The organism is Streptomyces beigongshangae, from assembly GCF_019710745.1.
Classification (GTDB): Bacteria; Actinomycetota; Actinomycetes; order Streptomycetales; family Streptomycetaceae; genus Streptomyces; species Streptomyces beigongshangae.
In genome coordinates, this window is sequence record NZ_JAHKJW010000001.1 from 192,955 (window position 1) to 209,031 (window position 16,077).

Annotated in this window: 16 protein-coding genes; 7 read left to right on the forward strand and 9 right to left on the reverse strand. The window is 72.1% G+C overall.

The window, feature by feature from the left end; all coding sequences use genetic code 11:
* The first annotated feature begins 60 nt into the window (after window positions 1-60).
* Window positions 61-1,620, forward strand: a complete 1,560-nt coding sequence (locus KM933_RS00860) for an FAD-dependent oxidoreductase (RefSeq protein WP_221347778.1) — start codon at window positions 61-63, stop codon at window positions 1,618-1,620.
* On the opposite strand, the gene leuE is transcribed toward KM933_RS00860, so the two are convergent.
* Window positions 1,617-2,270: a leucine efflux protein LeuE gene (gene leuE / locus KM933_RS00865; RefSeq protein ID WP_221347779.1), complete on the reverse strand. Its 654-nt coding sequence runs from the start codon at window positions 2,268-2,270 to the stop codon at window positions 1,617-1,619. The two genes, KM933_RS00860 and leuE, sit on opposite strands and share 4 nt — an antisense overlap.
* A 148-nt stretch (window positions 2,271-2,418) precedes the next feature.
* Between leuE and KM933_RS00870 the strand changes: the two genes are divergently transcribed.
* Complete coding sequence (locus KM933_RS00870; protein ID WP_221347780.1) at window positions 2,419-3,279, forward strand: L,D-transpeptidase family protein; 861 nt, start codon at window positions 2,419-2,421, stop codon at window positions 3,277-3,279.
* Between the two features lie 209 nt (window positions 3,280-3,488).
* Here KM933_RS00870 and KM933_RS00875 read toward each other — a convergent pair whose 3' ends face one another.
* From KM933_RS00875 to KM933_RS00910, 8 genes are all read right to left on the reverse strand, one after another.
* Window positions 3,489-4,712 (reverse strand): hypothetical protein, encoded by a 1,224-nt coding sequence (locus tag KM933_RS00875; RefSeq protein WP_221347781.1) that lies wholly within the window; start codon window positions 4,710-4,712, stop codon window positions 3,489-3,491.
* Window positions 4,712-5,446, reverse strand: a complete 735-nt coding sequence (locus tag KM933_RS00880) for an RNA polymerase sigma factor (RefSeq protein ID WP_221347782.1) — start codon at window positions 5,444-5,446, stop codon at window positions 4,712-4,714. Before KM933_RS00880 ends, KM933_RS00875 begins: the two co-directional genes overlap by 1 nt.
* 318 nt (window positions 5,447-5,764) lie before the next feature.
* Complete coding sequence (locus tag KM933_RS00885; RefSeq protein WP_221347783.1) at window positions 5,765-6,661, reverse strand: hypothetical protein; 897 nt, start codon at window positions 6,659-6,661, stop codon at window positions 5,765-5,767.
* 38 nt (window positions 6,662-6,699) lie between these two features.
* The gene (locus KM933_RS00890) at window positions 6,700-7,317 is read right to left on the reverse strand and encodes an RNA polymerase sigma factor (protein ID WP_221347784.1); all 618 of its coding nucleotides are present in this window, start codon (window positions 7,315-7,317) and stop codon (window positions 6,700-6,702) included.
* A gap of 184 nt (window positions 7,318-7,501) precedes the next feature.
* Window positions 7,502-7,918 carry a hypothetical protein gene (locus KM933_RS00895; RefSeq protein WP_221347785.1) on the reverse strand — a complete coding sequence of 139 codons (417 nt, stop codon included), beginning with the start codon at window positions 7,916-7,918 and terminating at the stop codon, window positions 7,502-7,504.
* Window positions 7,919-8,476: 558 nt separating this feature from the next.
* Window positions 8,477-9,172 carry a hypothetical protein gene (locus KM933_RS00900; RefSeq protein ID WP_221347786.1) on the reverse strand — a complete coding sequence of 232 codons (696 nt, stop codon included), beginning with the start codon at window positions 9,170-9,172 and terminating at the stop codon, window positions 8,477-8,479.
* A gap of 99 nt (window positions 9,173-9,271) precedes the next feature.
* Window positions 9,272-9,787 carry a hypothetical protein gene (locus KM933_RS00905; protein WP_221347787.1) on the reverse strand — a complete coding sequence of 172 codons (516 nt, stop codon included), beginning with the start codon at window positions 9,785-9,787 and terminating at the stop codon, window positions 9,272-9,274.
* A gap of 170 nt (window positions 9,788-9,957) precedes the next feature.
* Window positions 9,958-11,598, reverse strand: coding sequence for a beta-N-acetylhexosaminidase (locus KM933_RS00910; protein WP_308013193.1), 1,641 nt, complete (start codon window positions 11,596-11,598; stop codon window positions 9,958-9,960).
* Window positions 11,599-11,860: 262 nt separating this feature from the next.
* Here KM933_RS00910 and KM933_RS00915 point away from each other — a divergent pair, with 262 nt between their 5' ends.
* The 5 genes from KM933_RS00915 to KM933_RS00935 all read left to right on the forward strand — a co-directional run bounded on the left by KM933_RS00915 (window position 11,861) and on the right by KM933_RS00935 (window position 16,044).
* The gene (locus KM933_RS00915; protein WP_260332884.1) at window positions 11,861-12,373 is read left to right on the forward strand and encodes a 2-oxo-4-hydroxy-4-carboxy-5-ureidoimidazoline decarboxylase; all 513 of its coding nucleotides are present in this window, start codon (window positions 11,861-11,863) and stop codon (window positions 12,371-12,373) included.
* A gap of 234 nt (window positions 12,374-12,607) precedes the next feature.
* On the forward strand, window positions 12,608-12,988 hold the full coding sequence (gene sdhC / locus KM933_RS00920) for a succinate dehydrogenase, cytochrome b556 subunit (RefSeq protein WP_221347788.1): 381 nt from the start codon (window positions 12,608-12,610) through the stop codon (window positions 12,986-12,988).
* An 8-nt stretch (window positions 12,989-12,996) separates the two neighbouring features.
* Complete coding sequence (locus KM933_RS00925; protein ID WP_221347789.1) at window positions 12,997-13,491, forward strand: succinate dehydrogenase hydrophobic membrane anchor subunit; 495 nt, start codon at window positions 12,997-12,999, stop codon at window positions 13,489-13,491.
* 19 nt (window positions 13,492-13,510) lie between these two features.
* On the forward strand, window positions 13,511-15,265 hold the full coding sequence (sdhA, locus tag KM933_RS00930; protein ID WP_221347790.1) for a succinate dehydrogenase flavoprotein subunit: 1,755 nt from the start codon (window positions 13,511-13,513) through the stop codon (window positions 15,263-15,265).
* Entirely contained in the window at window positions 15,265-16,044 is a 780-nt protein-coding gene (locus tag KM933_RS00935; RefSeq protein ID WP_221347791.1) for a succinate dehydrogenase iron-sulfur subunit, read from the forward strand. Before sdhA ends, KM933_RS00935 begins: the two co-directional genes overlap by 1 nt.
* The last annotated feature ends 33 nt before the right edge of the window (window positions 16,045-16,077 follow it).

Here is a 16,077-nt window from a genome sequence, read left to right on the forward strand (position 1 = left end):
TTGACAACTTAACATCGTTAAGGAGACCCTCACCCCATGGAACTTAACAGCGTTAAGGACATGTCCGCCGAATCTGTCGTGCCCACCAAATCCACCGAGTCCACCGAGTCCACCGACGTCCTGGTCGTCGGTGCCGGGCCCACCGGCCTCGCACTCGCGCTCGACCTCGCCCGGCACGGCGTGCGCGCGCTCGTCGTGGAGCAGGCCGCCGCCCTCTTCCCCGGCTCGCGGGGCAAGGGGATCCAGCCCCGCACCCTGGAGGTCTTCGACGACCTCGGCGTGCTGGACGCGATCCGGGCGGGGGGCGGCAGGTACCCCGTCGGGATGATCTGGCGGGACGGACGGCGGCAGGGCGAGCACCGGATGTCCGACGAGACGGAGCCGACGGAGGCCGAGCCGTACGCGGGCGACGCCTGGATGGTGCCGCAGTGGCGCACCCAGGAGATCCTGCGCGCACGCCTGGAGGAGCTGGGCGGGAGCATCGCCTTCGGCCGGGAACTGGCGGGCCTGGTCCAGGACACCGACGGCGTGACGGCGGGCTTCGCCTCCGGCGCCCCCGTGCGCGCCCGTTACGCCGTCGCCGCGGACGGCGGCCGCTCGGCCGTGCGCCGCGCACTCGGTGTCGGCATGACGGGCGAGACGGTCGACCCGGCGCCCGCCCTCGTCGCGGACGTGCGTGTCACCGGGCTCGACCGCGACAACTGGCACTTCTTCCCGCCCGTCGACGGCAAGGAAGACATCCTGGCCCTCTGCCCCCTGCCGCACACCGAGGACTTCCAGCTGATGGCGGGCTTCGCGGACGCCTCCGCCGGGCCCGACCTTTCCCCCGACGGCATCCGCACCCTGGTCGCCACCCGGACGCACCTCTCCCCGGACGACGTGACCGAGGTCCGCTGGGCCTCCGTATTCCGGCCGCGCGCCGCGCTGGCGGACCGCTTCCGGCAGGGCCGGGTCCTCCTGGCGGGCGACGCGGCGCACGTCCACTCGCCCGCGGGCGGCCAGGGCCTCAACACCAGCGTCCAGGACGCCTACAACCTGGGCTGGAAACTCGCGGCCGTACTGCGCCGCGGCGCCCCGGCCGCCCTCCTCGACTCGTACGAGGAGGAGCGGCGTCCCGTCGCCGCGCAGATGCTGGGCCTGTCCACCGGCGTCCACCGCGGCCAGGTCCGGCGCGGCGCGGCCACCCAGCAGCTCGGCCTCGGATACAGGGGCTCGGCGCTCGCGGTCGAGACCCGCGCGGATCTGCCCGAGGACGCCCTGCACGCGGGCGACCGCGCACCGGACGGCATCCGGGGCGGCGTCCGCCTCTTCGACGCCTTCCGGGGCCCGCACTGGACGCTGCTCACGGTCGGCACGGACGCCGGCGTGCCGGGCCTCCCCGGCGTCCGCACGGTCCGCGTCCCCGCGTACGAGGCGTACGGGACCGGCGTGTTCCTGATCCGCCCCGACGGCCACGTGGGCTGGGCGGGCGAGTCGGCACAGGGGCCGGTACGGGAGCCGGCACGAGGGCCGGCACGGGGACTGGAGGAGTACGCGGCGCTCGTGGGCCTCGCCCCGGAGTCCCGCCCCTCCCGTCCCTCCTACCCTTCCCGTCTCTCCCGCCCTTCCCGCCCTTCCTAGACGGAACTGGCCAGGGACAGCTTGACGGCGAAGCCCAGGAAGAGCGCCCCGGCGGCGGAGGTCGCTCCCGCGGAGAGCCGCCTGCGCTGCCGGAAGGCCGCCGCGAGCCTCGTCCCGCCGAATATCAGCGCGCTGAGGTAGAGGAAGCTCGCCAGCTGGGCGAAGGCGCCCAGCACGACGAAGGAGACGGCCGGATACGCGTACGCCGCGTCCACGAACTGAACGAAGAAGGCCACGAAGAACAGGATCGCCTTGGGGTTGAACAGGCTGATGACGAGCGCCCGTCGGTAGGGCCGCTCCTCGGTGACCGGCGGGGCGGCCTCCTCGGCTCCCCTCCGCTCCTGCCGCGTCCGCCACATCGCCCACGCGGCCCGCAGCATCCCGAACGCCAGCCAGCTCAGATATCCGGCGCCCGCGTACTTCACGATCGAGAACAGCAGCGCGTTGGCCTGCAGCAACGACGCGACACCGGCGGCCGAGAGCGTCATCAGCACGGCGTCGCCGCACCAGACGCCGGCGGCGGCCCGATAGCCGTTGCGGACCCCTCGCCGCGCGGCCACGGACAGCACGTAGAGCGAGTTCGGTCCCGGCAGCAGCACAATCAGCACAAGTCCCACGAGATAGGTGGGGAGATCGGTCACACCAAGCATGAGAGGCAGTGTCGCACCCGGGTACGACACGACGCCCCCTAGTTCCGGATCGGGCACGCGGGGCACCATCTCAGGTGGCACCAGAGCGCATTGTCGATGTCGTCGACCGCACAGCGGGATCCGGTCCGGTGAGCAGCGAGGGGTTCGGATGCGTACAACGGGCAGGCGGGGTCCGGTCGCCGCGGCGGCGGTGACGGTCACGGCGGCGGCCGTGCTCGCAGCGGTGAGCGGATGCACCGTCCAGACCGTCGACCCGAAGACGGGCAAGCCGGTGACGGGCACACCGGCGCCGGGCGGGCCGACGGCCGGTGCGCCGGTACCGGCCGACCGCTCCGCCGACGACGCGAAGCCCCGGGTCCCCGCCGGACAGCCCGCGCCGAAGGTCCTCTGGTCGCCGGGCGACCGGGGCGGGGAGGTACGGGAGTTGCAGGCCCGGCTGCGCGAGGTCCTGTGGCTCTACGAGGGGCCGACGGGCACGTACGACACCGCGACGGCCGAAGCGGTACGGGGCTTCCAGCGCAAGCGGGGCCTGCCGATGACCGGGACGACGGACTCGGTGACCTGGCAGCGGCTGCTGGGGATGACGCACGAGCCGGGCAAGTGGGACCTGTACGCGTCGGGCGGCCAGCCGGCCGCGGCACCGGACCCACGCTGCATGACGGGCCGGGTGCTGTGCATCAGCAAGACCAGCCGCACCCTGCGCTGGATGATCGACGGCCGTACGCTCTCCACGACGGAGGTGCGCTTCGGCTCGCAGTACACGCCCACCCGCGAAGGCGTCTTCACCGTCTACTTCAAGTCGCGCCACCACGTGTCGACGATCTACGACTCGCCCATGCCGTACGCGATGTTCTTCAGCGGCGGCCAGGCGGTCCACTACTCCGAGAACTTCGCGGCGACGGGTTACTACGGCGGTTCGCACGGCTGCGTGAACGTACGGGACGAGACGAAGATCGCCGCACTGTTCTCGCAGGTGAGGAACGGCGACAAGGTCGTCATCTACTGGTGAGGACCCGACGGCGCGGAGAGTGGGAGGGCGCGGGCGGGACCGGGGGAACGAGTCCCGCCCGCGCCTGTGTGCACCGAGCCGTGGGTACGGGGGGAACCCCGGCTCAGTGCGGCAGCCGATGACCAGTCGGCTCACCTACTACTGCGCCGGGGCGGCCGAAAATGTCACACCGGGGCGATGGAAACGTGTAAGGGGAACGAACCAGCAGGTCAGACGTGAGACGAGGACGCCGAGGGGTCGGCGTTGCCGCGGCCGGCCGCGCTCTCGTCACCCTGGAAGGCGCCCGGCCCGGTGTGGCCACGACCGCCGCCGTCCCCGCCCCTGCCGTCCCCGGCTCCGCCGTCGCGGTCCTGGCCGTCACCGTGATGGCCACCGCTGCGGCCGTCGCGACCGCCGCCTTCGTCACCACTCCTGCCCTCGCCGCTCTTGCCGTTGTGGCCTTGGCTGTCACCGCTCTTGCCGTCGCCGCTTTTGCCGTCGCCGCTTTTGCCGTTGCCGCTCTTGCCGCCGCCGCTCTTGCCGTTGCCGCCTTGGTCCGCGTCGCCGCGGCGGTCCCGGTTCCCGAGGACGCCCTCGCAGTACTTCCGCACCTGCCCGGCGCCGTGCGCCGCGTCCTCCAGGGTGCGTCTGCGCCCCGGGTCGAGGTCCTTGCCTTCGCGGTGGTCGCGGCAGGCCGAGGCCAGCCCCGTCCACCGCTGCGCCGGGCGGTTCCCGCGCCCCTCGCCGTCGGAGCCGGGCCGTGCGCCCGGACCCGTACCCGTGTCCCCGCCCGCCTCGCCCCGCGGGACGGAGCCTGCACCGGCCGGGGCGCCGGTGCTGCTTCCGGGCCGCGGCCTGTCGAGGCTTCCGGGGGGCCTGTCGGGGGACGGCGTCCGGAGCGGGCGGTCCGGAGCGGCGGTGACCGTCGCGGAGGCGCCGGGTTCCGGTTCGTCCCCGCCGCCGAAGGCCGGTACACCGGTGGTCGCGGCCAGGGCGATCCCGCCGAGCATCCCGGCGGCCAGCACGGCGGCGAGCCCGTGGCGCACCGGGCGGATCCAGCGGGGGAAGGGCGTACGGCGCTCCGCGGCGGCGCGGCCGAGGTGGACGAGGCCCGCGTCCAGGGAGGTGCCCGGCGACGAGGAGGGGGCCGCGGAGTGCGTACGGGCGGACGGGCGGAGGCTCGCCTCCGCACCGTCGCGGTCGGCGCGCGCACTGCGGAAGGCAGCCAACGCGGCGGCCTCTCCGGGAAGTTCGGTGCTGGTCGGTGCGGTGCCGACGGCGCTCGCGCCCAACGCTCCGAGCGCCTCGGCGAGCCGGTCGGCCTGGTCGCGGACCTCGCCGTCGGCGGTGTCGAGCGGCTCCCCGCGCAGCAGACGGTCCGCCGCGTCGCGGTCCAGCCACCGGCCGGAGGCCCGGGAGCCGTCCCCCGGGGTAACACAGCGTTCGTCGGCCATCACATGTCTTTCTGCGTCCGCGACGGCGTATGCGTCACACCGGCGGACGTCACCGCGCGGGTACGCGGCTCGGTGCGCGGGGGCCTCTGCGGAGGAACCGAACTCAGGGAACCCGCCGATTCCGCATCCGCCGCCGCGCCGGGAGCCACGGCCCCGTTCCCGGAACCCACGTCCGCTGTCCCGGGCTCCGTGCCGAGCAGTTCCGCGAGGCGTTTGAGACCGCGGTGCGCCGCCGTGCGGACGGCGCCCGGCCGTTTGCCCAGCGTCTCGGCCGCGGTCTTCGCGTCGAGGCCGACCACGACGCGCAGCACGACGGCTTCCGCCTGGTCCTGCGGCAGCCTGGCGATGAGGGAGAGGGTGCGGTCCGTGGCGAGGGCCTCGATGGCCTCACCGGCGGTGTCGGACTCGGCCGCCCTGCCGGTGAGTTCGGTCTCGTCGCCGACGGTCGCGGGGCGCCGGCCCCGCATGCGTATGTGGTCGAGCGCGCGGTTGCGGGCTATCCGGGCCGCCCAGCCGCGGAACCGGTCGGCGTCACCGCTGAACCGCTCCAGGTCCCGGGCGATCTGCAGCCATGCCTCGGACGTCACGTCCTCGGCGTCCACGTCGCCGACCAGCGTCCGTACGTATCCCAGGAGCCGTGGGTGCACGGCTCGGTACACAGTCCGGAACGCGGTCTCGTCCCCGTACTGTGCGGCAAGCACCGCGGCGGTCAGCTCCGCGTCGTCCCCCAGCACCGCGCCCCTTATTGCGCCCGGCCGGCGCCGCTCTCGCGGGCCGGGCCCTCTCCGTCGTGGTCTGTCGCCGGATGGCTGCGGTCCTGCTCCGCATCCGGCGCGAAATGCACGTTACGGCTTGAATCCGGGGCACGTCCACGCCCGTACAACTTGCAACTAACTCGTTGCCGGACGGGGTGTGACACAAAACGCACCGTCGACGCTGAGGAAAGTACGGACCGCCGCGCGGTCCGTGCCGCGCGACGGCCGGGGCCTCTCCTGTGGGGGGTGGCGGCCCCGGTCGTTGCCATCGGCAGCACGCGGGCGCGCTCCCCGACATCAACCGCCGTCGTCCTTCTCATTGTTCTTGCTGTCCTTGCTGTCCTTGTTCGCCTTGCTCTTCTCGGCCTTGGTGTTCTTGGCTTCTTTCGTGCTCTTCGCGTCCTTGCCAGGGGTCTTCGGCGTCTTGGCCGGTTTGCCCGGATCGGCCTCGTCGGACTTCCTGTCAGCCTTCTCCTTCTTCTCCTTCTTCTCCTTGTTCTCCTTCTTCTCCTTGTTCTCCTTGTTCTCCTTCTTCTCCTTGTTCTCCTTCTTCTCCTCGGACCCGGTCGACTGCGCCGCGCAGTACGCCTCGACGTCGTCCTGGCCGCCCGCGGCCCGGACAAGCCGCTGCCAGGCCGCCGAGTCGAGCGCCTTGCCCTGCCTCTGCACCGAGTCGTACGCGCGGCAGTGGGCCAGGAGGTCCTGAGCGGCGGAGGACCGGCCGGACGGACCGGACGGACCGGGCGAGGCGAACGGGCCGGACGGACCGGGCAGTCCGGGGTCGGCGTCGTCCGCGGTGGCGGTGGCGGTGGCGGTCGGGGCGCTGCTCGACGGCCGGAGCCCGTCCCGCCCGTCCCCGTCGTCGCGCGCCCCCACGGCCGAACCGATGGCCGCGACCGCCACCCCGCCCAGCGTCACGCTCGCGGCCAGTGCGATCAGCACCTCGCGCAGGGGCCGACCGCGCCGCCGCCCGTCCGCCGGCCGCCAGTCGTCCTGCCGCCGGGTGCGCGCTCCGTCGAGCGCTCCCCCGGCCCGTACCTCCCGGAACGCGGCGAGAGCCCGCTCCTCGGCCTCCGGGTCCACCGCTCCGTCCCGCAGGGCGGCGGCGAGAGCCGCACCGAGGTCGGGCCGGTCCCCGGGGGAACCCGGGGCCGCCGGCTCCGGGCGGGTATCGCCGCCCTCTCGTTCACCCATGCCGCATCCGTCCTCGCCGCCCAGGGACCGCCTGTCGTTCACTCCGACCCTCCCAGCGCCCGGGGGCCGTCATCCGTCACACCCTCGGCACCGAGCCGGCGGGCCAGACGTTTCAGGCCCCGGTGCGCGGCGGTGCGTACCGCGCCGGGGCGCTTGCCGAGGACGCGCGCGGCCGCGGGGCCGTCGAGGCCGACGACGACCCGCAGCAGCACGGCCTCGGCCTGGTCGCGCGGCAGGGTCGAGAGCAGTTCCAGGGCGTACTGCGTCCCGAGGGACTCCAGCACCTGGCCGTCCGTGCTGTGCGCGGCCGGCAGGTCGAGCAGGTCCTGTTCGACCTCGGACGCCCGTGGCCGCACCTTCTGCCGCCGCAGGTGGTCGAGCGCCCGGTGCCGGGCGATGGTCGCGGTCCAGCCGCGGAACCCCGCCGCGTCGCCGCGGAACCGCCCGAGATCCCGGGCGATCTCCAGCCACGCGTCGGACGCCACGTCCTCCGCCTCGGCGCCGACCAGTCCGCGCAGATACCCGAGCAGTCCGGGCTGCACGATCCGGTACGCGACCGCGAAGGCGGCCTCGTCCCCCTGCTGCGCCCGCGCGACGGCAGCGCCCAACTCCCCCTCGGACGACCGCACGCGGCGGAATTCCCCTCCCTGGCCCAACACTGTCCTCGTTCGCACCGAGTCCGTACCGCGTCCGCACCCCTCGGCACGGATCACCGTGATCGCCCACTCCCAGGTCGTCCGCACCGTCCGCACCGTCCACGCCGTCCACGCCGGACGACACGGAGACGTCACAGCCCGTGGGCACGGTCGCCACGGTCCGTAGACGCAGAGGCACAGCCTGTCAGACGCGCCGCCCGCTCCGCGCACACCCGGGAGAACCGGACCGCGCCCGCCCGTGCAGTTGCAGGTAGAACGTGCTCAGCGACTCCCGCTCCCCCGCCTCGAAGCGCTTCACGACCTTGCCCACCGGGTTCCACACCCGTCCGTCCGGCATCCTTATGCCCACGGCCTGGCCGAACAGCTCCCGCTGCCCCTGGTCGAACTCGATCCACGCGGCACCGGCCCGCCGCACCAGCACCTCCCCGGCGTACACCCCGAGTCCGAACAGCACCTGCCCCACCGCCGCACGGTCCCGGCCGCTCTTGCGCAGTCCGTCGACGATGAAGTCGACGACGCGCAGGCTCGCGACGGAGTAGTCCAGCGGCAGCCTGCTGCGTGCCGTGACGTCGCGCACGAACCGCGCCGCGTGCTGCCGCATCCGCAGGTCTGCCGACAGTCTCCGGGGGGCACGCGGGCGCTCCCCCGGCCCTGGCCCCGTCCCCGGCCCCGACCCCATCCCTGATCCTGGTCCTGTCCTCGCCCTTCCCATCGTTCGCGCCCCCTTGTCCGGTCACGTCCGTCCCGCCACAGCCATGGGCGGTCCGCAACACCAAGCGAGGAGGGTGGTCCGAACATCACATGTCTCCACAGTGACAAAGATCACATTTAAAACTCCAGGAATCTGCACAACCATCCGCCTCGGCCAGCCTCCTTGCCCGGTCTGCGATGAAGACCGCACACCCGCGAGGCTTTCCGGAGGTGGGACGAGCGGCCCGTGCGGGCGCACGAACTCACGATGCGGAGCGACGGCGCGTACCGGCGCCGGTACGGACCTCGACGGCACCGCCCGGATGCGGACCCGGGCCCTCGACACCGGCTCGGTCCTGACCCCGTAGTCCGTAACCCGTAACCCGTAACCCGTAACCCGTAACCCGTAACCCGTAGCCCGTAGCCCGTACCTGAAGTACGCCCGCGTGCCCCCGCGTGCCGGGACCGCTCAGGCGCGTCCGCGGGCGCGCCTGGACACGACCGCGCGCAGTACGCGCCGGCCCTCGGTGGTGAGTTCCCGCGCCTGGCGCAGTCCCGCGGGGCCGTGGGCCGCCAGCAGTTCCAGGACGGTGATCTGACGGCGCAGTTCGGCGGCGACGAGGGGCGACATGTCCTCCGTGACGCCCTCGCGCCAGGACACGGCAGCGGACGCCGTGTCAGTCGTCTCCGCCGTGTCAGCCGCAGCAGCCGAGCCGTCGAGGAGGCGGTGGATCCGCAGCGCGGCGACCGAGCAGGTGTCGGCCCATTCCCGCAGGCCGGCGGCGTTCCTTTCGACGGGGGCGGCGCCGAGCATGCGGTGCGCCAGCGCGACGGCTCCCCCCTCGGCGGACGCGCCACCCTCCGCGGACGCGCCACCCTCCGCGGACGCGCCACCCTCCGCGGACGCGCCACCCTCCGCGGTCGCGGAGAGGTACAACTTGGCGCGCACCTGCTCGACGCACCCACCCCAGTCACGGTCCGCTTCCCCGGGCTCCCCGGGCCCCCCGGCCCCCTCGGCCTCCCCGGAGTCGGCGAGGACCGCCCACAGAGGCCGCAGGACCTCGTCGTCACCGCCCAGCAGGGGCACGCACCTGTCCAGGCACGCCAGAGCACCGGCCGCCAGCCCCCGCCCGTCGGCCCGGGCGATCAGTTCCACCAGGCTCATCACGCCTCCCTCGGTGGGGCCGCCGCCGGTCACGGAGCCCGCACTTCCCCTTACTGCGCGCACAGTGGCTGGAACGTCACACTGCGAGATGGCCGAAATCTACAAGGGAACGACCCCGAGGCGGTCCAGGAACCGGAAGAAAAGCATCTCGGCCGAGGGGTCCGCGGCGGAGGTGAGCACGTCGAGGAGACGTTCCTCGGACGCCTCGCGGCCCGATTCGGCGGCCCAGGCGAGGGCCCGCTCGACGGCGTCGCGCGGTTCCAGGAAGAAGTCGTCGACGGCCAGGCCGTCCTCGTTCCCGCCCAGGTGTCCGGCCATCGCCTCCCTGCCCAGACAGGTCGTCCAGGTGCCGCCGCCGGGCGAGGCCGCCTCGACGACCACGCAGTCGCTGTCCATGACGTAGCCGAAGAGGGCGGGCGCGCCCGTCTCCCCGGCCAGGTCGTTCATGTTCCCGACGTCGCCGGCGCCGTCGTCGGGCGCGTTCGGGTACTCCCACACCTGCCAGCCGTCGTCCGCCGTCTCGTGCAGTGTCAGGCCCGACGCCTCCGACAACGCGTCGAACTCCGCGAGCGGCCGCCCGCTCCTGCCGACGACGAAGTACCCCCAGTAGCCCATGCCGCTCCCCCTGTATCGGTTCAGCCAGGCCGAATACACCACATACGCACGGCCGTTCGCCACCGGAACGGTCAAGCCGCCGCCACCGCCCCGCAGCACCACCGCACCGCCGGGCGGGCCGCCGGGCAGTCCGCCGGGCGGTGCGGGCGGGCCGGCCCGCCCGCGCCGTCTCAGCCCAGCTTCCCCGCCAGCCCCTTGAAGTCGGCCCACGACGCCGCGGGCCTGCGCGGGTCCCACAGCTTCTGGGTCAGTGCCCGCAGCGGCATCCGGATCCCGGCGGCCACCTGGTCCTGGGTCCGGGAGCCCGAGAGGTCGCACCAGACGGCGAAGGACGCGCCGAGGATCTGTTCGTCGTACTCCTTCGACACCGGCGAGGTGCCGCGGACGACGAGGGGGGTCCACTGCTCGTAGATGCGACGCCCGGTCGGGTAGACGAAGGCGTTGGGCTGCCCGAGGACGTAGTAGAGGTACTCGTCGTTGTAGTTGACCACCTGGCGCCCGGCCCGCAGGTACTCGTCCGGCTGCCGTGCGCCGATCTCCTTGCCGGTCCAGTACGCGACCTGCACGTCGTCGTCGGCCTCGACGGTGCTCCCGGCGAAGAACCCGTCGTTCCAGGCGCGCAGCGTCCGGTCGTGCCCGCGCATCACCTTCGCCCGGCCGTTGAGCCAGCCCGTCGCCAGGTCCTCGATCCCGGCGCCCGGGCCGTACGCCTTCCGCGCGGCGGCGGCCAGCTGCGGATAGGAGGCCGCCGGGTCCGCCACCGTCAGCGCCTGGTACTCGTCGGCGCCGAGGTGCCAGTACCGGCCGGGGAAGAGGCCGGCGTACTCGTCCAGCAGCTCGTCCACGATCTTCGCCGCGGCCGGTTTCGAGATGTCGATCGCGCCCCGCGAGGCGACGCCCCGCGTGTTGCGCAGCTGGAGGTCCGGGTGCGCGGCGATCACCGCGCCCAGGTGACCCGGCGAGTCGATCTCGGGCACGACGGAGATGTGCCGGCTCGCCGCGAGCTTGACGATGCGCCGCACCTCCGCCTTGGTCAGGTGCTCCTTCGACACGATCTCGGGGTGCGAGCCGGAGGCGATCCGGAAGCCCTGGTCGTCGGAGAAGTGCAGGCCGAGCTGGTTGTACTTCAGGTCGCCCAGCTCACGGATCCGGTCCTCGATCCACCCGGCGGTGAAGTGCTTGCGCGCGATGTCCAGCATGAACCCGCGCTGCGGCTTCGCCGGCGAGTCCCGTACGACCCCCTCGGGCGCCGTGGCGTTCCCGTGGACCTCCTGCTTGAGCGTGCGCGTGCCGTAGAAGACGCCCGCCTCCTCCGTGCCGCTGATCCGCACCCGCCCGTCCTCGACGGCCAGCGTGTAGGACTCCGCGTTCGCGTCCTCGTCGGTGAGGTACAGGCCGACGTCCCCGGTGCGCGGCTCGCCCTTCCCCGCGTAGGCCAGTCCCAGCTCCTTCGCGAGCAGCCGCCCCTCGTCGGCGAGCCCGGCGGCGCCGACGACCACGCGTCCGCCCTTCGCGGGACGCCAGCCCGGGCCGCGGGCCGGGGTGTGCTCGCGCACGGCCGGGATCGTCCGGGGGGTCTTCGACATCGGATACGTCCGGTCGGGTGACGGCGTCGGGGAGGCCGCCGGCGCCAGGGCGTTCCCCCCGCCGGAGGACCGCCCGCCCGACGGCGCGTCCTGGTCGCCGCCCGGCCAGAGACCCACGGTCAGCGCGGCACCCGCCACGACCGCCGCGACGCCCGCGCCGACCAGCAGGGGCTTCCTGCGGACCGATGCCGGTGCCGGTTCCCTGCGCCTACGCCCGCTCGCCACAGACCACTCACTCTCCGCTCACTCTCCGGGGCCGTTCTCGTACGCCGTATCTCCATGTGTCTCCGTGGTGAACCTAAGCCCCTCCACCCCCTGCCGCCGTCCACCTCCTGTGTCGAAACTCTCCCTTACGGGTGAAGTTCGGGCATCTGCCGGACAGCTTCCGTCAAGCCTCGATAGCGTGACGACACATGTCTCACTCCATCCCCTGCCGAACCACGCGTGGCGCCTGACCGGGCGCCGCCGAACCGCCGAGGAACCCACGCTGCCCGCGCACCGTCCCTCCCGCCCCACCGGCCTGGAGCGGTTCAACGCCCTGCCCGCCGACGAGGCCGAGCGCGCCCTGCTCTCCTGCTGCGGCAGCCACCGCTGGGCCCGCCGCGTCGCCGAACACCGTCCCTACCCCGACCTGGACTCCCTGCTGGCCGCGTCCGACGAGGCGTCGTACGACCTGACGTGCGGCGACATCTCCGAGGCCCTGGCCTGCGAGTCCCTCACGCTCCTGCCCGAGGGCGCGTACTCCGCCGCGCACATGGCCCTGGGCGCGGCCCACGCGGCGTACGAGAGCCGCTTCGGTCACGTCTTCGTGATCTGCCTGGACGACACGGCCCCGGAGGAGTCCCCCGACCTGGTCCTGGCCGAGATCCGCGCCCGCCTGGCGAACGACCCGGACGAGGAGCGGACCCGCACGGCGGAGGAACTGCGCCGCCTGGCGAAGGGCCGCCTGACCAGGCTGCTCCTGGGAGCCAGGGGGACGGCCCAGTCCTCCTGTCTTTAGGGGCGCGGCCTTCGGGGGAACGGCCTCCAGGGGCGCGGGCTCCGAAATCCGGGCCCGCCCGTAATAGCCCGTACGTGCCTGTTTGCCTACCAGTTCGATCACATCGGTAGGCCCGCCGTAAACGTTCCGACAATACGTCGCTACGATGGCCAGGGCCGGTGGACCGTACCCGGCCGGGCCCGACCGACACCGAAGCCGGCGCGGCCCCAATCCCCGCTTTCGGAGGGTTCTTCCGTGCCGGCTGGAACGCTGTACCGCGGCCGGGAAGGAATGTGGTCCTGGGTGGCTCATCGAGTCACCGGCGTCCTCATCTTCTTCTTCCTGTTCGTACACGTCCTGGACACCGCTCTCGTGCGTGTCTCCCCCGAGGACTACGACAGGGTCGTAGCCACCTACAAGACGCCGATCGTGGCGCTGCTGGAGTACGGCCTCGTCGCCGCAGTCCTCTTCCACGCGCTCAACGGTCTCCGCGTGATCGCCGTCGACTTCTGGTCGAAGGGCGCCCGCTTCCAGAAGCAGATGCTCTGGACCGTGGTCGGCATCTGGGTCGTGCTGATGGCCGGGGCCCTCTACCCCGTCCTCGGCCACGCCGCTCGTGAAGTCTTCGGGAGCTGACGCGCAAGATGGCAGACAACACAGTCACCACCGAGAAGACCGCATCCGGCATCGGTCCCGTCGAGGGCGCGTCCCTCTACGACGTCGACAACCCGGCGCCCCTGATCGAGCCCCCGCGCAAGCGGACCAAGAAGTCCCCGAAGTCCACCCGCGGCAACTTCGAGATGCACGCCTGGCTCTTCATGCGCCTGTCGGGCATCGTCCTGGTCGTCCTGGTCATCGGTCACCTGCTCATCCAGCTCGTCCTCGACGGCGGCGTCTCCAAGATCGGCTTCGCCTTCGTGGCGGGCCGCTGGGCCTCCCCGTTCTGGCAGGTCTGGGACCTGCTGATGCTCTGGCTCGCGATGCTGCACGGCGCCAACGGCCTGCGCACGGTCATCAACGACTACGCGGAGCGCGCGAACACCCGGCTGTGGCTCAAGGGCCTGCTCTACACCGCCACGGTGTTCACCATCCTGCTGGGCACGCTGGTGATCTTCACCTTCGACCCGAACATCCGCTAGGCACGGGGCTGCGAGAATCATGAAGATCCACAAGTACGACACCGTCATCGTCGGCGCCGGCGGCGCCGGCATGCGCGCCGCCATCGAGTCGACGAAGCGCAGCCGCACCGCCGTGCTGACGAAGCTCTACCCCACCCGCTCCCACACGGGCGCCGCGCAGGGCGGCATGGCCGCCGCGCTCGCCAACGTGGAGGAGGACAACTGGGAGTGGCACACCTTCGACACGATCAAGGGCGGTGACTACCTGGTCGACCAGGACGCCGCCGAGATCCTGGCGAAGGAGGCCATCGACGCGGTCCTCGACCTGGAGAAGATGGGCCTGCCGTTCAACCGGACCCCGGACGGCACCATCGACCAGCGCCGCTTCGGCGGCCACTCGCGCAACCACGGCGAGGCCCCGGTCCGCCGGTCCTGCTACGCGGCGGACCGCACCGGCCACATGATCCTCCAGACGCTGTACCAGAACTGCGTCAAGGAGGGCGTGGAGTTCTTCAACGAGTTCTACGTCCTCGACCAGCTGATCACCGAGGTCGACGGCGTCAAGACGTCGGCCGGCGTCGTCGCCTACGAACTGGCGACCGGGGAGATCCACGTCTTCCAGGCGAAGGCCGTGATCTACGCGTCCGGCGGCACCGGCAAGTTCTTCAAGGTGACGTCCAACGCGCACACCCTGACGGGCGACGGCCAGGCGGCGGTCTACCGGCGCGGGCTGCCGCTGGAGGACATGGAGTTCTTCCAGTTCCACCCGACCGGCATCTGGCGCATGGGCATCCTGCTGACGGAGGGCGCCCGCGGTGAGGGCGGCATCCTGCGCAACAAGGACGGCGAGCGCTTCATGGAGAAGTACGCGCCGGTCATGAAGGACCTCGCGTCCCGTGACGTCGTCTCGCGCTCCATCTACACGGAGATCCGCGAGGGCCGCGGCTGCGGTCCCGAGGGCGACCACGTCTACCTCGACCTCACGCACCTGCCGCCGGAGCAGCTCGACGCCAAGCTGCCCGACATCACGGAGTTCGCCCGTACCTACCTCGGCATCGAGCCGTACACGGACCCGATCCCGATCCAGCCCACCGCGCACTACGCCATGGGCGGCATCCCGACGAACGTCCAGGGCGAGGTCCTCGCGGACAACACCACGGTCGTCCCGGGCCTGTACGCGGCCGGCGAGGTCGCCTGTGTCTCGGTCCACGGCGCCAACCGCCTGGGCACGAACTCGCTGCTCGACATCAACGTCTTCGGACGTCGCGCGGGCATCGCCGCGGCGCAGTACTCGGCCACGGTCGACCACGTCGAACTGCCCGAGGACCCGGCCTCGCTGGTCGTCTCGCAGATCGAGCGGCTGCGGTCGTCCACGGGCGGCGAGCGCGTGGCGGACATCCGCCGCGAGCTCCAGGAGACCATGGACGCCAACGTCATGGTGTTCCGCACCGAGCAGACGATCAAGACGGCCGTCGAGAAGATCGCCGAGCTGCGCGAGCGCTATCTGAACGTGTCCGTCCAGGACAAGGGCAAGCGGTTCAACACCGACCTCCTGGAGGCCGTCGAGCTGGGCAACCTGCTCGACCTGGCCGAGGTCATGGCCGTGTCCGCGCTCGCCCGCAAGGAGTCCCGCGGCGGTCACTACCGCGAGGACTACCCCAACCGGGACGACGTGAACTTCATGCGCCACACCATGGCGTACCGCGAGGTCGGCGACGACGGCACCGAGTCCATCCGTCTCGACTACAAGCCGGTCGTCCAGACCCGCTACCAGCCGATGGAGCGTAAGTACTGATGGCAACCCCCACTCTGGACAAGGCGGACGCGGCCGGCACCCCCGAGCCCGGCTTCGCCGACTCCCCGTACATCACGGCCACCTTCCGCATCCGCCGCTTCAACCCCGAGGTCTCGGCGGAAGCGGTGTGGGAGGACTTCCAGCTGGAGATCGATCCCAAGGAGCGCGTCCTCGACGCGCTGCACAAGATCAAGTGGGACCACGACGGCACCCTGACCTTCCGCCGGTCCTGCGCGCACGGCATCTGCGGCTCGGACGCCATGCGGATCAACGGCAAGAACCGGCTGGCCTGCAAGACCCTGATCAAGGACATCAACCCGGCCAAGCCCATCACGGTCGAGCCCATCAAGGGCCTCACCGTGCTGAAGGACCTGGTCGTGGACATGGAGCCGTTCTTCCAGGCGTACCGCGACGTGATGCCGTTCCTCATCACGAAGGAGACGAACGAGCCGACGCGCGAGCGGCTGCAGACGGCGGAGGACCGGGAGCGCTTCGACGACACGACGAAGTGCATCCTCTGCGCCGCCTGCACCTCCTCCTGCCCGGTGTTCTGGAACGACGGCCAGTACTTCGGTCCGGCCGCCATCGTGAACGCCCACCGCTTCATCTTCGACTCGCGCGACGACGCCGGGGAGCAGCGGCTGGAGATCCTGAACGACAAGGACGGTGTGTGGCGCTGCCGCACGACGTTCAACTGCACGGACGCCTGCCCGCGTGGCATCGAGGTCACGAAGGCGATCCAGGAGGTGAAGCGGGCGCTGATCACGCGCCGCTTCTGAGCTCCTGCCGCGTAACCGAAGAGGACCCCGCTC

Bases quoted from the DNA above. Each gene is read 5' to 3' on its own strand.
- KM933_RS00895 (WP_221347785.1), bottom strand. From the start codon at position 7,918: ATGCGGCAGCACGCGGCGCGGTTCGTGCGCGACGTCACGGCACGCAGC.
- KM933_RS00935 (WP_221347791.1), top strand. From the start codon at position 15,265: ATGGCAACCCCCACTCTGGACAAGGCGGACGCGGCCGGCACCCCCGAG.
- KM933_RS00875 (WP_221347781.1), bottom strand. From the start codon at position 4,712: ATGGCCGACGAACGCTGTGTTACCCCGGGGGACGGCTCCCGGGCCTCC.
- KM933_RS00925 (WP_221347789.1), top strand. From the start codon at position 12,997: ATGGCAGACAACACAGTCACCACCGAGAAGACCGCATCCGGCATCGGT.
- leuE (WP_221347779.1), bottom strand. From the start codon at position 2,270: ATGCTTGGTGTGACCGATCTCCCCACCTATCTCGTGGGACTTGTGCTG.
- sdhA (WP_221347790.1), top strand. From the start codon at position 13,511: ATGAAGATCCACAAGTACGACACCGTCATCGTCGGCGCCGGCGGCGCC.
- KM933_RS00905 (WP_221347787.1), bottom strand. From the start codon at position 9,787: ATGGGCTACTGGGGGTACTTCGTCGTCGGCAGGAGCGGGCGGCCGCTC.
- KM933_RS00860 (WP_221347778.1), top strand. From the start codon at position 61: ATGTCCGCCGAATCTGTCGTGCCCACCAAATCCACCGAGTCCACCGAG.
- KM933_RS00885 (WP_221347783.1), bottom strand. From the start codon at position 6,661: ATGGGTGAACGAGAGGGCGGCGATACCCGCCCGGAGCCGGCGGCCCCG.
- KM933_RS00870 (WP_221347780.1), top strand. From the start codon at position 2,419: ATGCGTACAACGGGCAGGCGGGGTCCGGTCGCCGCGGCGGCGGTGACG.
- KM933_RS00900 (WP_221347786.1), bottom strand. From the start codon at position 9,172: ATGAGCCTGGTGGAACTGATCGCCCGGGCCGACGGGCGGGGGCTGGCG.